This is a genomic window from Nocardia sp. NPDC019219, assembly GCF_040632645.1.
Lineage (GTDB): Bacteria > Actinomycetota > Actinomycetes > Mycobacteriales > Mycobacteriaceae > Nocardia > Nocardia sputorum.
The window spans coordinates 1-14092 of the sequence record NZ_JBEYCG010000008.1 but is presented as its reverse complement, the minus strand read 5'-3'; the positions used below and the strand labels follow the sequence as shown (position 1 = coordinate 14092).

The window sequence follows — 14092 nt, the reverse complement described above, 5'->3', positions numbered from 1 at the left end:
CGGGGCCGAGACCACTCGCTGCTCTCGGCCCCACCGCCGGTCTACCCCAGCACCGGATAGTTGGCCCGGATGACACCGTGCGGGTCCCGGGCGCGCTTGATCGCGCGCAGCCGGGTCAGCGTCGCGGTGTCGAAAGCCGCGGAAGCGTCTTCGCCGGGCGTGAGGAAGGTATACGGCTTGCCGCCGCTGATCTGCCCGCTCACCGCGTCGACGATGGCGGTGCGCCGCGCGTGGACCGCGTCGGCGAGGTGCGGCAACCCGAGCCCCAGGCAGTAGAGCAGGTACGGCTGCGCGATCGGCCCCCGGGCGCCCCCGTCCGGCCTGGTCTCGGCCAGCGCGCCGCCCAGGTGGCGGATCTGCACGTTCGCCAGCGGCGCGACCGGTTCGTCGATCAGCGTCTTGACCACGGCATCGCCGAGTTCGGTCAGCTGCTCGGCGCGCGAGAGCGACGGGCTCGGCGTCGTGGGTTCGCCGGTGACGGCGCCGATGTCGGCGGGCCCGAAAACGCCGCGCTTGTCGAGAATCGGCGCACCGATCGCGTCCAGCCGAGCGAGCATCGCGCGTCCTCGATCCGGGTCACCGAGGTAGACGGCGTCGATGCCGACCATCGGCGGCGCGTCCGGGATCTGCAGGCGCTGGAACCACACGCTCAGCTCGTCGGGCGCGTCGGCGGTGATCTCCTGGAAGACGTCGAACACCTCGCGGATCCGGGCTTCCGGCCACAGCATGCGGCCGCCGAACAATTCCGGCGCGGGGAACAGATCGAACTCCAGCGCCGTGACCACCGCGAAGTCGCCGCCGCCACCGCGCAGGGCCCAGAACAGATCCGGATCGTCCTCGGCCGTGACCCGGCGGCGGGCGCCCGCCGCGTCGACGACCTCGAACGCGCGCACCGCGTCGCCGGCCCAGCCGTGCTTGCGGCCGAACCAGCTCATGCCGCCGCCGAGGGTGTATCCGGTCACGCCGACGACCGGGTTGCTGCCCGCCAGGCCCGTCAACCCGTGCCGGGCAGCGGCGGACTGCACCCGGCCCCACGCCACCCCGGCGCCGACGCGCGCCACTCGGCGCTCGGCGTCGATCTCGATGCCGTCCAAGTGCCCGGTGCGCAGCAGAATCGCGTCCGGCACCCCGCCGGAGGCGCCGTGCCCGGTCGGCTGGGTGACCACCGGTACGCCTGCGCCGCCCGCGTACCGCACCACGGTCGCGACGTCAGCCGCATCGCCTGCGTGCACCACGGCGGCCACCGGCTGCGCGACTGTCGTCGTCCACGGCCGGGCCGCGTTCTCGAATCCCTCGTCACCCGCCACCAGCACACGGCCGGGCAGCGCAGCGCGCAGTTCGTCGAATGTCATCGCTCTTTCCTGACTGTCAGCGGTCGATAGGAGACGCGGGCAACGAGTCCTGGGCGGCTGTCCGGGAGGACGAGCCGTGGTTCGTGCCGCGACTACCGCTTTGACGAAAGAGCGGGCGGAAAGGTAACAAATAGCAGGTCAGAAGGGCTCTTGCCCATCAGCCGGATTCGGCGCGCCCTTCGGGGTCGGCGCCCTTCGGCTCCTCGGCCCGCCGCGTGATGCCGTGCTCGGTCCCTTCGTCGGCCTCCTGGTCCGGTTCGGGATGCTCGGGCTCGAAGGTCGCGGGCAGACCCTTGATGTGCCGGTTCATCGATCGAATCAGCAGGAACGTGCCCGCCAGCAGGAGCAGCACGATGACCAGACCCAGCGGCGACGCCTTGCCGAACTCGGGCCCGGTCGGCGTGCCGGGCGTCTGGGCGAGCAGGACCAGCGTCACGACCGCTCGTCCTCGATGCCCGCGAACAGGTCGGTCTCCGGTAGCTCCGTGCGCACCCGGGTCTTGGCCAGCTCGAACTCCTCGGTCGGCCACAACCGCTGCTGCATCTCCATCGGAATGGCGAAGAACGCGCCGTTCGGGTCGATCTGCGTCGCGTGCGCGCGCAAGGCGTCGTCGCGCTGCGGGAAGTACTTGGCACAGTCGATCTGGGTGGTGATCCGGGCGAACATGTCACCGCGCTCGGCGGCGTACTTGCGCATCCGGTCCAGCCATTCCTGCAGCGGGAACGGCTCGCCGAGACGCTCGTACTCCGCGGCGAAGATCTCCATCCGCTTCATGCTGAAGCCGTGGTCGTAGTACAGCTTGAGCGGCGTCCACGGCTCCCCCGCGTCCGGGAAACGCTCGGGGTCGCCCGCCGCCTCGAACGCCGCCATCGACACCTCGTGGCAGCGGATGTGGTCGGGGTGCGGGTAGCCGCCGGTCTCGTCGTAGGTGGTCATCACGTGCGGCTTGAACTCGCGCACCACGCGGACCAGGGCCTCGGTGGCCTCCTCGAGCGGAACCAGTGCGAAGCTGCCCTCCGGCAGCGGCGGCAGCGGGTCGCCCTCCGGCAGACCCGAGTCGACGAAACCGAGCCAGTGCTGGCGCACGCCGAGCGCGCGGGCCGCGGCGGCCATCTCCTCGCGGCGGATCTCGTGGATGCGCTCCAGGACGCCTGGGGTGTCCATGGCCGGGTTCAGGATGCTTCCGCGCTCTCCGCCGGTCAGCGTCACGACGAGGACGTCGTGTCCTTCGTCGGCGTAACGGGCGGTCGTCGCGGCACCCTTGCTGGATTCGTCGTCTGGGTGGGCGTGCACCGCCATGAGGCGAAGGCCACTCACGTCTCGTTCTCCGTCGCTCTCGGTCGCGGGTGTCGGGGCTTCGTTACCTATAGTTCCATTCGACCCGCATTTGTTCCGACGTACCCCCCGGGAGCGACCACCATGAGCCAGCCCGCGCCGGAGAGCGGCGGCGACGCCGAAGCCGCGGCGGCGCCCCCCAGCGGCCCCCCGGCCGACCGGTACGGCACGCGGCCACGCAAGCCGCGCCGCTGGGTCGTGCCGGTGCTCGGTGTGTTGGTGGTGCTCGCCGGGCTCGGCGTGGCCTACCTCGGATATCAGAAGTACGGTCCGGAGGACATCGAGGCCGAGCAGCTCGGCTACGTCGTCGTCGACGACTCGACCATGACCATCCGGCTCAAGGTGACCCGGGCCGATCCGGAGCGGCCCGTGGTGTGTTTCGTCCGCGCGATGGCGCGCGACGGCTCCGAACTCGGTCGTCGCGAGGTGCTGATCGAACCGTCGAGCAGCGGGACGGTCGAGCTGACCACCGTGGTGCGCTCGTCCGCGCGGCCCGCGTCGGGCAGCGTGTACGCGTGCAGTGATCGGGTACCCGGCTACCTACGGGTTGGCTGATTTCCGCGCATCCACCGGCGACCTGCCCAGGAAATCAACTCCGACCAGCACATTTGTGAATCATGCTAAAATGGCGTGATACACGGTTCCGGGGCTCGGAGCCGTGTTTGCTGCATTGGCGGCCAGCGCTGACGGTTCGGGCTTGCGAGCTTGCCCGCGACCAGGGCCTGTCGGGGTTCGATGAACTTCCCAGGATCGCTCTAGCCGTCGACTGGTGCGTGCCCGCCTCCGGGTGGGCGCACGCCGGTGCTCAGGGAATCCCGGCCTGCCGGGAACAACTACTAGGGAGTGATCGAGATGACTGAGACGCAAGTGACCTGGCTGACCCCGGAGTCGCACGACAGGCTCAAGAGCGAACTCGACGCGCTCATCGCCAATCGTCCGGTCATCGCCGCCGAGATCAACGAACGCCGGGAAGAGGGCGACCTCAAGGAGAACGGCGGATACCACGCCGCCCGCGAGGAGCAGGGTCAGCAGGAGGCGCGCATTCGCCAGCTGCAGGAGCTGCTGAACAACGCCAAGGTCGGCGTCGCACCGACCAAGTCCGGCGTCGCGCTTCCCGGGTCGGTCGTCAAGGTCTACTACGACGGCGACGAGACGGACACCGAGACCTTCCTGATCGCCACGCGCGAGGAGGGCCTCAACGATTCCAAGCTGGAGACCTACTCGCCGAACTCCCCGCTCGGTGGCGCGCTCATCGATGCCAAAGTGGGCGAGACCAGGGAGTACACGCTGCCGAACGGCAATACGATGAAGGTCACGCTGATCAGCGCCGAGCCCTACCACAGCTGATGATTCAGGCCGCGGCATCGCGCCCGGCCGATACCCCCGCGGACACGAGCGGCCGCGCCCGATCATCGGGTGCGGCCGCTTCCTCATGTCCGTGAACCTAGCTCAACGCCTGCTCGATGTCCGCGAGCAGGTCGCTGACATCCTCGATCCCGACCGACAGCCGCACCAGATCCGCGGGCACCTCCAGCTCGGATCCCTCGGTGGAGGCGTGCGTCATCGCGGCCGGATGCTCGATCAGCGACTCGATACCGCCCAGGGATTCGGCGAGGGTGAACACCTCGGTCCGCGCGCAGAACTTGCGCGCCGCCTCCACGTCGCCGCCCAGGCGCACCGAGATCATCCCGCCGAAACGCCGCATCTGCCCGGCCGCGACCGCATGGCCGGGGTGCTCCGGCAGGCCGGGATAGATCACCTGGGAGATCGACGGGTGCCCGGACAGGAACTCCGCGATGGTCTCGGCGTTGTCGCAGTGCCGGTCCATCCGCAGGGCCAGGGTCTTGATGCCACGCAGCGTGAGGAACGCGTCGAACGGGCCGGGCACCGCGCCCGCACCGTTCTGCAGGAACGCGAACGCCGCGTCGAGCTCCGGATCGTCGGTGATCAGCGCACCGCCGATGACGTCGGAGTGGCCGCCGAGGTACTTGGTGGTGGAGTGCACCACGATGTCCGCGCCGAGCCGCAGGGGCTGCTGCAGGTAGGGGGTCGCGAAGGTGTTGTCCACGACGAGCTTCGCGCCCGCCGCGTGCGCGACGTCGGCCAGCGCCGGGATGTCGCCGATGCTCAGCAGCGGGTTTGTCGGGGTCTCGATCCAGACCAGCTTGGTGTTCGGCCGGATCGCGGCGCGCATCTCGTCCACGTTGAATACGTGCGCGGGCGAATGCTCGATACCCCACTGGCTGAAAACCTTGTCGATCAGCCGGAAGGTGCCGCCGTAGGCGTCGTCGGGGATCACGATGTGATCGCCCGGTCGCAGCGTGGCGCGCAGCGCACAGTCGGTCGCGGCCATGCCGGACGCGAACGCCCGGCCGTAGCGGCCCGATTCCAGCGCGGCGAGGTTCGCCTCCAGGACCGACCGCGTCGGGTTGCCGGTACGCGCGTACTCGAAACCGCCGCGCAACCCGCCCACGCCGTCCTGGGCGAACGTCGAACTCGCGTAGATGGGCACATTCACCGCGCCGGTCTGCGGATCGGGTTCGTACCCGGCGTGCACGGCCCGTGTGGAGAATCCCAGCTCGCTCATGAGGGCCAGCCTAATCGGGGCGATTCCAGGGCAACTTCCCGGTGCGGGCATATCGCGGCGGTGCGCGCAGGCGAATCGGGCAAATCCCACAACGGCGTCGGCACACCGGGATCCCGACCCGCGATTCGGTCGAATTACGCGGATGTCCGGCCCGCGCCGAAAATAATGCGCCGATGCGTCGTGCGTGAGTTCAGTCTCACCGAAACCGCCCCCTCTAGGCTGAAGCTCATGGTCACCGTGGAAGAACTGTTCGCCACCGATGCACTGCTGTCCGAGGACGAGCGCGAGATCCGGGACACGGTCGCGGCCTTCGCGGCTCGGCGGTTGCGCCCGCATGTCGCCGAGTGGTTCGAGGCGGGCACCTTCCCGGCCCGCGAACTCGCCCCCGAACTCGGCGAGCTCGGACTGCTCGGCATGCATCTGGAGGGCTACGGCTGCGCGGGCATGTCGGCGACCGCGTACGGCCTGGCCTGCCAGGAGCTGGAGGCGGTGGACTCCGGCATCCGCAGCATGGTCTCGGTCCAGGGTTCGCTGGCGATGACCGCGATCCACAAATTCGGCTCGGAGGACCAGAAGCAGCGCTGGCTGCCGGAACTCGCCGCCGGGCGCGCGATCGGCTGCTTCGGGTTGACCGAACCGGACTTCGGCTCGAACCCGGGCGGCATGCGGACCTGGGCGAAGCGCGACGGCTCCGATTGGGTGCTCAACGGCTCGAAGATGTGGATCACCAACGGGTCGGTGAGCGACGTGGCGGTGGTCTGGGCGCAGACCGAGGACGAGGGCAGGCAGGTGATCCGCGGGTTCCTGGTGCCCGCCGGGACGCCCGGCTTCACCGCGCGGGAGATGCACCGCAAACTGTCGCTGCGCGCGTCGGTCACCGCGGAGCTGGGCTTCGACGACGTTCGCCTGCCCGCCGACGCGGTGCTGCCGGGTTCGCGGGGACTGGCCGCGCCGCTGGCGTGCCTGAGCGAGGCGCGTTTCGGCATCGTCTTCGGCGCGCTCGGCGCGGCGCGCGAATGCCTGGCGGCCACCATCGAGTACGCCAGGACCCGCGAGGTGTTCGACAAGCCGCTGGCCGCCTACCAGCTCACCCAGGCCAAGCTGGCCGACATGGCGCTGGAGTTCGGCAAAGGTCAGCTGCTCGCGCTGCACATCGGACGGCTGAAGGACCGCGGCGTGGTCACGCCGGAGCAGGTGAGCGCGGGCAAGCTGAACAGCACGCGGGAGGCCATCGCGATCGCCCGTGAGTGCCGAACCATCCTCGGTGCCAACGGGATCACGCTGGACTACCCGGTGCTGCGGCACGCGAACAACCTGGAGTCGGTGCTCACCTACGAAGGCACGGCGGAGGTGCACCAGCTGGTGCTCGGGCGGGCTTTGACCGACGCGAACGCTTTCCGCTGACCAGCCTTTCACGCCCAGGCCGGTCAGCCGCCGGGGGCGCCGGAGGTTCGCTGTCCTCCTCGAGGGACAGGCGGCATTGATAATGCCTGTCGTAACGACCTGCCGTTCGTGGTCGGCGCGCACCACCCGCACTTTCGGCACCGCACTCCTGCGTCAGCCCGGCTGATCGGCGTCGAGCCGGTCGGCTCGATCGCCTTGCGGCGGGCCGGGCGGCCCGTACCGGCAGCCGGACACGGGGGGCCGCTCGCCGACCGCCCTGGCCCACGATCGTGGCGGCGATCCGGCCGTCGGCGGATGACGAGGAACCGGCAAGGGGCACGAACGGTGCTGATGAATTGCCGAATCCCGTCCCATGCCCGCATCCCGCCGGATATGCCCAGCCGGAGCCGGACGACCGCCCGGCAGCCGACCGGACGCCGGTCCGTTCCGGGCGCGGATCATGCTCGCGCAGAACCGATTCGAGCCTGCGCGAGCAACGGACGGACACTACTGTCGGTGCATGTCGTCGATCCGCGCCGCCGAGGTTTTCGCGGCACTGTCGCTGACCACCGATCTCGCCACCGGGATGCCGTTCGAGAAAGGGCTGGCCACCTGTCTGGTCGCCACCGGCCTCGCCGAGCGGATCGGGCTGCCGGACGCCGAGCGCCGCGCGGTCTTCCACGCCGCACTCCTCGCCGACCTCGGGTGTACCGGCCGCGCCTCGGAGAACGCGGAGTGGTACGCCGACGACATCGCGTTCCAGCGCGCGTGCCGGGTGCTCGATCCGGGTGATCCCGCCGTCTTCACCGCGCAGCTGCGCCGATTCGGCAGTTGGTCGCCCGCCGCCCAATCGGCGCTGCGCAATCGGTTCGTCGCGCAGTCGCAGATCGCGCCGCCGCAGGCGCTGCGGTCCTCGGGCGAGATCGTCCGGGCGCTCGGACCGCGACTGGGCTTGCCGGATGCCGCCGTTCGCGCGCTGACCGAGGTGGAGGAACGCTGGGACGGGCTCGGTGCGCCGAACCGGCTGCGTGGGGAAACCATCTCGCTCCCGGGCCGGATTCTGCACGTGGCCGAACAGGCGGTACTCGCGCTCGGCACGGCCGGTCCGGAACCCGCGCCGGTCGCCCCGCGCGACCGCGACCCGGCGGACAAGGCCGAGCACGAACAGGCACGTCCCGCCCTGGGCCGCATGGCGAGGCGGCCGGACGTCGTCGAGGAGCTGCGGCGACGGTCCGGCGGGCACCTCGACCCCGATCTGGTCGCCGTCTGCGACGCCGACGCCATCCGGGCGGCGCTCGACGTCCCCGACCTGCTCACCGCCGTCCTCGCCGCGGAACCCGGAACGCCGTCGACGCTTCCTGCCGCCGAACTCGACCGCCCCGGCCTGGCGCTGGCGATGGTCGTCGACTTGAAAGGCCGTTACCTGCTGGGGCACTCGGCGCACGTGGCCGGATTGGCCGACGCCGCTGCGGCCGGAATGGGCCTGCCCGCCGACGACCGGGCGGCACTGCGCGCCGCCGCCCTGCTGCACGACCTGGGCCGCGCCGCGGTGTCCAGCGCGGTCTGGGACCGCGGCGGCCCACTCGGTCCGCGAGAGTGGGAACATGTGCGGCTGCACAGTTATTGGACCGAACGCATCCTGCGCCGCTGCCCGGGCCTGGCGAGTCTGGCCGATGTCGCCGCAGGGCACCACGAACGCCTCGACGGCAGCGGCTATCCCCGGCGCAGGAGGGACACCTCGCCGGGGGCGCGATTACTGGCGGCGGCGGACGTTTTCGCGGCCTGCACCGAAGCGCGGCCCTATCGGCCGGCCGCCCGCCCCGCGGAAGCCGCCGCCCACCTCGGCGCCGAAGTCGCCGCGGGCCGACTCGACGGTGCGGCCTGCGCCGCCGTCATCGCGGCCGCCGAGGACCGCCCCGGCCCCGCGGGGCACGACCTCTCGGAGATCGAGATCGACGTGCTGCGCCGGTCGGCTCGTGGCCGCTGCGGCCGGGAGATCGCCGCCGAATTGCTCCTGCCGGAACGCACTGTCGCGCACCACCTCACCGAACTGCGTGCCAAGACCGGCCACCGCACCCGGGCGGGCGCCGCCGTCTTCGCGATGTCGCACCGCCTGCTGCCCGGCTGAGCCGGTTCTCTCCGGACTCCTCTTCTTGCCGAGGGGGATTCGCCTGCCTGCGGGCCTACGGAGACGTCCTCACACGACTCGGCGCGGGGGCGGGTAGAGGATTGTTACCTCTTGTCATTCACATGCCATATAAGTGTCACCGTCAGGCCAAGGGGCACGCGGATGATATTGGGGGAACCGGGCATTGGGGCGATGCCTCCACCGTCACACCACTGGAGGTGCGAAGATGCACACGTCGACGATAGACCCTCACGCGCTGCGTTCGGTTCCGGATGCGCTGGGAGCCGGCCATGTTCGTGCGTGACCATCTGCCCCGGCGCTCGCACGGCGGCGTCCGGCCGCTGCCGGACCAGCGCGAATTGGTGGCCGCCTTCGGTGGTCATCGGAGCGAGCCGGAGGATGACCACCCGCTGCTCGTGTGGGCCGGGACCCTGGCGGCGCTGCACCGAAGGCGTCACCTGGAACCGCTGGCCGCGGCCGGAATAGATTGCCGCCGATCCGAACTCGTCGCGGCCATCGACGCGTGGGTGATCGACCAGCTGCCGAGGAAGCGGGCGACCGACCACCTGCGCGCCGAATCCGTCGGCGCCACGGTCGACCGCATGGCCGCCGCCCACGTCCACGCCAGCCACCTGCTGCACACCGCCGACAAGGTGTCCGACGCCCGGGTGCACGCCGCCTGGTACCGGCTTGCCCTGCTGGCCGACGAATGGACCGACCTGATCACCGGCGGCGTGCGCGAGACGGTGCGCGGGAGGCGCCCGGCGTAGGCCACGGCTCGCACTCGCCGCCCTACCCGGTGCGGCGAGTGGGCTCCGGCAATCGGTGTCCGGCTACTTCCCGATGCTGCCCGTGCTGAGGAAGCCGAGCAGGTCGTGGCGGGTGATCACGCCGACGGGCTTGCCGTCCTCGACGACCATCAGCGCGTCGGTGTCCGACAGCGCCTTCGTCGCGGCGGAGATGGGCTCGCCCGAACCGATCAGCGGGAACGACGGGCTCATATGCTGGGCCACCGAGTCGGTCAGGTGCGCCCGGCCCTCGAAGACCGCCGACAGCAGATCGCGTTCGGACACGCTGCCCGCGACCTCGCCCGCCATGACCGGCGGCTCGGCGCCGACCACGGGCATCTGCGACACGCCGTACTCGCGCAGGATCTCGATCGCGTCGCGCAGCGTCTCCGACGGGTGCGTGTGCACCAGGTCCGGCAGCTCGCCGGACTTGCCGCGCAGCACGTCGCCCACCAGTGGTTCGGCTGTGCCGTCCAGCCGCTCGCGCAGGAAGCCGTAGGAGCTCATCCACTCGTCGTTGAAGATCTTCGACAGGTAGCCGCGGCCGCCGTCGGGCAGCAGCACCACGACCACCGCGTCGGGATCGCGCCGCGCCACCTCGACGGCGGCGACGACGGCCATGCCGCAGGAACCGCCGACCAGCAGGCCCTCCTCGCGGGCCAGCCTGCGGGTCATGTCGAAGGAATCCGCGTCGGAGACCGCGATGATCTCGTCCGGCACGGCGGGGTCGTAGGCGGACGGCCAGAAGTCCTCGCCGACGCCCTCGACCAGGTAGGGCCGCCCGGTGCCGCCGGAGTACACCGATCCCTCCGGGTCGGCGCCGATGATCTGCACCTTCCCGCCGGAGACCTCCTTGAGGTAGCGGCCGGTGCCGGTGATGGTGCCGCCGGTGCCGACGCCCGCCACGAAGTGGGTGACCTTGCCGTCGGTGTCGCGCCAGATCTCCGGGCCGGTGGTCTCGTAGTGGCTGGCCGGACCGCCGGGGTTGGAGTACTGGTCGGGCTTCCACGCACCGTCGATCTCCCGCACCAGGCGGTCGGAAACGCTGTAGTAGCTGTCCGGGTGATCCGGCGGCACCGCGGTGGGGCAGACCACGACCTCGGCGCCGTAGGCGCGCAGCACGTTGCGCTTGTCCTCGCTGACCTTGTCGGGGCAGACGAACACGCAGTTGTAGCCGCGCTGCTGCGCGACCAGGGCGAGGCCGACGCCGGTGTTGCCGGAGGTGGGCTCGACGATGGTGCCGCCGGGGCGCAGCTTCCCGGACTGCTCGGCGGCATCGATCATCTTCACCGCGATCCGGTCCTTCGAGCTGCCGCCCGGGTTCAGGTATTCGACCTTGGCCGCGACCAGTCCCGCGTTCGGTCCGACGACCGAGTTCAACCGGACCAGCGGCGTGTTGCCGATGAGATCCACGACATGATCCGCGATGCGCATGGACCCCATAGTTGCAGACGCACTAACTGTGAGTTCGCGCACGCCACGTGCAGTGGGCGCGGACTACCGGCGAACCGCCGCCCGCGGCCTTAGGATCGCTGCCATGAGGCAGCCGAACATCGCCCGCGCCGCAACGATTCTGGCTGGATCGGCGGTGGCCCTGGTGGTCGGATCCGGCGCGCACGCGCACGCGGCGACGGTCGAATTCCCGCAAGTGCCCACGCTCGCGCGCGGTGGTCTGTGCTGGACCAGCATCCGCACCTGGGCCGACACCGGTCCCGAATGGCCGGGGCGCGCCATCCTGAACGTCCGGGCGCTGCCGGTCAGCGGCATCGGGCCCGGCATCTACCCCCTGGCGCCCCTGTGCGAGGTCCGCACCACCGTGGCGTGGCGCAACGTCACCACCGGCGCGACGGGTAGCTACGACAACCTCGTGGTCACCGGCATCTACGGCAGCATCCAGTACGCGCTGTTCCAGGACACCGGCCCCGGCCTGGTGGAGGTCACCGTCTCCACCGACGCGGCGAGCATCCCCGCTCGCGGCAGCTTCGTGGTCCCTGGCTGACGTCGGCCGGTTCGACGGACTCGGCGCGCACCGTGACAGCGCCACGGCGTGGCACCGCATGGTCCTCGGCCGACGTCAGCCCGGCCACCCGGACTCGGCACCGACACCCACGTCAGACGCCCGCGGCCATGCCCGGTGATCCCGAGCCCGTCACACCGGCCAGCAGCCGGCGCCCGGGCGAGGCGGGCGCCCGACGAGCGCCGATTCGTCGTCACTGGTCGTCCGGACGGGATTTCGTAAAATCGCTGGCGTGAGCGCACCTCGGTCTCGCCGGCGCGCCGCGGCGATCACCGGTGCGGCGGCCATGCTCGCCGGTTCCGGAGCAGGAACCGCATGGTGGGCGACCTACCGCCTGCTCATGGCGCAAGCGGGCGTCGCGCGCGGGATGATCGGCCGGGACACCTCGAAGCCGCCGGAGGCCGACGGCATCTACACCGCGGGCTGCGCGGAGCCCGAGCCCTGGCGCACCGGCAAGCACACCGACCTGCACCTGATGATCTTCGGCGACTCCACCGCGGCGGGCCTCGGCTGCACGGTGGCCGACGAGGTGCCGGGCGTGCGCCTGGCCCGTGGTCTCGCCGAGGCGACCGGGCAGCGGGTCCGCCTGAGCACCAAGGCGATCTCCGGCGCCACGTCCAAGGGCCTGGCCGGCCAGGTGGACGCGATGTTCGTCGCGGGGCCGCCGCCGGATGCCGCGGTCATCCTCGTCGGCGCCAACGACGTCACCAAGAAGCACTCGATCCGCGCGTCCGCGCGCAGGCTCGCCGCCGCCGTCGCCCGGCTGCGCCGCGCCGACGCGGTGGTGGTGGTCGGCACCTGTCCGAATCTCGGCACGGTGGCGGCCATTCCCCAGCCGCTGCGCACCGTCGTGCAGAACTGGAGCGTGCGACTGGCCAAGGCGCAGCATGTGGCGACGACGATCGCGGGCGGGCACCCGGTGCGCATGGGCTACCTGCTCGCGCCCGAGTTCCGCGCCGCACCAGAGCGTCTGTTCGCCGCCGACGGATTCCACCCGTCGGCCGCCGGCTACGAACTGGCCGCCGCGCAATTGCTCCCGGTGCTGCTGGAGGCACTGGGCGGGACAGGCGCTTCCGGTACCCGACGGCGAGACGTAGATTCGGTACGAACCCGCGAGTAACGCTCCGGTTCGTCAGAACCGTCCGACCCAAGGAGTCCTCATGCCTGAGGCCGTCATCGTTTCGACCGCACGCTCCCCGATCGGCCGGGCCCGTAAGGGTTCGCTGGTCGACCTGCGGCCCGACGATCTGACCACGCAGATTGTGCGGGCAGCGCTCGACAAGGTGCCTGCCCTGGACCCCGCCCAGATCGACGACCTGATCCTGGGCTGCGGCTCGCCGGGCGGTGAGCAGGGCTTCAACATCGCCCGCGTCGTCGCCGTCCAGCTGGGCTACGACTTCGTGCCGGGTACCACCGTGCACCGCTACTGCGCGTCGTCGCTGCAGTCCACCCGGATGGCCTTCCACGCGATCAAGGCGGGCGAGGGCGACGTGTTCATCTCCGCGGGCGTGGAGACCGTGTCGCGGTATGTGAACGGTTCGGCCGACAGCTGGCCGAACACGCAGAACCCGCTGTTCGCCGAGGCGCAGCAGCGTACCGCGAAGACCGCCGAGGGCGGCGCGGGCATCTGGCACGACCCGCGCGAGGACGGCCTGATCCCGGATGTCTACATCGCGATGGGGCAGACCGCCGAGAACGTGGCGACCTCCACCGGAATCACTCGCGAGGACCAGGACCGCTGGGGCGTGCGCTCGCAGAACCGCGCCGAGGAAGCGATCAAGAACGGCTTCTTCGAGCGGGAGATCACCCCGGTCACGCTGCCGGACGGCACCGTGGTGAGCAAGGACGACGGCCCCCGCGCCGGGGTCACCTACGAGGCGGTCTCGGCGCTGAAGCCGGTGTTCCGCCCGGACGGCACCGTCACCGCGGGCAACTGCTGCCCGCTCAACGACGGCGCCGCGGCGCTGGTCGTCATGAGCGACACCAAGGCCAAGGAACTCGGGCTGACGCCGCTGGCGCGGATCGTGTCCACCGGCGTGTCCGGCCTGTCGCCGGAGATCATGGGCCTGGGCCCGATCGAGGCGTGTAAGCGCGCGCTGGCGCTGGCGGGCAAGACCATCGATGACATCGATCTGGTCGAGATCAACGAGGCGTTCGCGGTGCAGGTGCTCGGCTCGGCCCGGGAGTTGAAGATCGACGAGGACAAGCTGAACGTCTCCGGCGGCGCGATCGCGCTGGGCCACCCGTTCGGCATGACCGGCGCCCGGATCACGACCACGCTGATCAACAACCTGCAGACCTACGACAAGCAGTTCGGTCTGGAGACGATGTGCGTCGGCGGCGGCCAGGGCATGGCGATGGTCATCGAACGCCTCAGCTGATCCGCAGACGAGAAGGGGGGGGGGGGGGGGGGGGGGCGGGGGGGGGGGGGGGGTGGGGGTGGGGGGGGTGGGGTGGTGAGAGTGGAGGTAGGAGCAGCGATCGACGTCTAACAATGCGTCG

The 14092-nt window shown here is 70.8% G+C and carries 13 protein-coding genes; 8 read left to right on the top strand and 5 right to left on the bottom strand.

Translation table 11 applies throughout. The features are described 5' to 3' along the window. Nucleotides 1-41: 41 nt before the first annotated feature. From ABZ552_RS16575 to mca, 3 genes are all read right to left on the bottom strand, one after another. A complete protein-coding gene (locus ABZ552_RS16575; protein ID WP_357438081.1) occupies nucleotides 42-1352 on the bottom strand; it encodes an FAD-binding oxidoreductase in 1311 nt (436 codons plus the stop codon). 157 nt (nucleotides 1353-1509) lie between these two features. After that, nucleotides 1510-1788, bottom strand: coding sequence for a hypothetical protein (locus tag ABZ552_RS16570; RefSeq protein ID WP_195085991.1), 279 nt, complete (start codon nucleotides 1786-1788; stop codon nucleotides 1510-1512). After that, nucleotides 1785-2669: a mycothiol conjugate amidase Mca gene (gene mca / locus ABZ552_RS16565; protein WP_236566950.1), complete on the bottom strand. Its 885-nt coding sequence runs from the start codon at nucleotides 2667-2669 to the stop codon at nucleotides 1785-1787. The genes ABZ552_RS16570 and mca overlap by 4 nt, the downstream gene beginning before the upstream one ends. A gap of 102 nt (nucleotides 2670-2771) precedes the next feature. On the opposite strand from mca, the gene ABZ552_RS16560 reads away from it, so the two are divergent. Both ABZ552_RS16560 and greA read left to right on the top strand, forming a co-directional pair. Beyond that, nucleotides 2772-3242 (top strand): DUF4307 domain-containing protein, encoded by a 471-nt coding sequence (locus ABZ552_RS16560; RefSeq protein WP_281877626.1) that lies wholly within the window; start codon nucleotides 2772-2774, stop codon nucleotides 3240-3242. Between the two features lie 297 nt (nucleotides 3243-3539). Next, nucleotides 3540-4034, top strand: coding sequence for a transcription elongation factor GreA (greA, locus tag ABZ552_RS16555; RefSeq protein WP_043731660.1), 495 nt, complete (start codon nucleotides 3540-3542; stop codon nucleotides 4032-4034). 97 nt (nucleotides 4035-4131) lie between these two features. On the opposite strand, the gene ABZ552_RS16550 is transcribed toward greA, so the two are convergent. Further along, nucleotides 4132-5274, bottom strand: a complete 1143-nt coding sequence (locus tag ABZ552_RS16550; protein ID WP_281877623.1) for a cystathionine gamma-synthase — start codon at nucleotides 5272-5274, stop codon at nucleotides 4132-4134. Nucleotides 5275-5502: 228 nt separating this feature from the next. On the opposite strand from ABZ552_RS16550, the gene ABZ552_RS16545 reads away from it, so the two are divergent. From ABZ552_RS16545 to ABZ552_RS16535, 3 genes are all read left to right on the top strand, one after another. Then, entirely contained in the window at nucleotides 5503-6678 is a 1176-nt protein-coding gene (locus ABZ552_RS16545) for an acyl-CoA dehydrogenase family protein (protein WP_357438076.1), read from the top strand. A gap of 499 nt (nucleotides 6679-7177) precedes the next feature. Beyond that, nucleotides 7178-8785: an HD domain-containing phosphohydrolase gene (locus ABZ552_RS16540; RefSeq protein ID WP_357438073.1), complete on the top strand. Its 1608-nt coding sequence runs from the start codon at nucleotides 7178-7180 to the stop codon at nucleotides 8783-8785. A gap of 290 nt (nucleotides 8786-9075) precedes the next feature. Further along, entirely contained in the window at nucleotides 9076-9555 is a 480-nt protein-coding gene (locus tag ABZ552_RS16535) for a DUF4254 domain-containing protein (protein WP_357438070.1), read from the top strand. A gap of 63 nt (nucleotides 9556-9618) precedes the next feature. Here the strand turns inward: ABZ552_RS16535 and ABZ552_RS16530 are convergent, their stop codons facing one another. Further along, on the bottom strand, nucleotides 9619-11007 hold the full coding sequence (locus tag ABZ552_RS16530; RefSeq protein WP_063021560.1) for a cystathionine beta-synthase: 1389 nt from the start codon (nucleotides 11005-11007) through the stop codon (nucleotides 9619-9621). 103 nt (nucleotides 11008-11110) lie between these two features. On the opposite strand from ABZ552_RS16530, the gene ABZ552_RS16525 reads away from it, so the two are divergent. The 3 genes from ABZ552_RS16525 (at nucleotide 11111) to ABZ552_RS16515 (ending at nucleotide 13971) form a co-directional block, all read left to right on the top strand. Continuing rightward, nucleotides 11111-11572: a hypothetical protein gene (locus ABZ552_RS16525; RefSeq protein WP_281877618.1), complete on the top strand. Its 462-nt coding sequence runs from the start codon at nucleotides 11111-11113 to the stop codon at nucleotides 11570-11572. Nucleotides 11573-11876: 304 nt separating this feature from the next. Then, on the top strand, nucleotides 11877-12710 hold the full coding sequence (locus ABZ552_RS16520; protein WP_357438327.1) for an SGNH/GDSL hydrolase family protein: 834 nt from the start codon (nucleotides 11877-11879) through the stop codon (nucleotides 12708-12710). 40 nt (nucleotides 12711-12750) lie between these two features. Further along, nucleotides 12751-13971, top strand: a complete 1221-nt coding sequence (locus ABZ552_RS16515) for an acetyl-CoA C-acetyltransferase (protein ID WP_357438066.1) — start codon at nucleotides 12751-12753, stop codon at nucleotides 13969-13971. The last annotated feature ends 121 nt before the right edge of the window (nucleotides 13972-14092 follow it).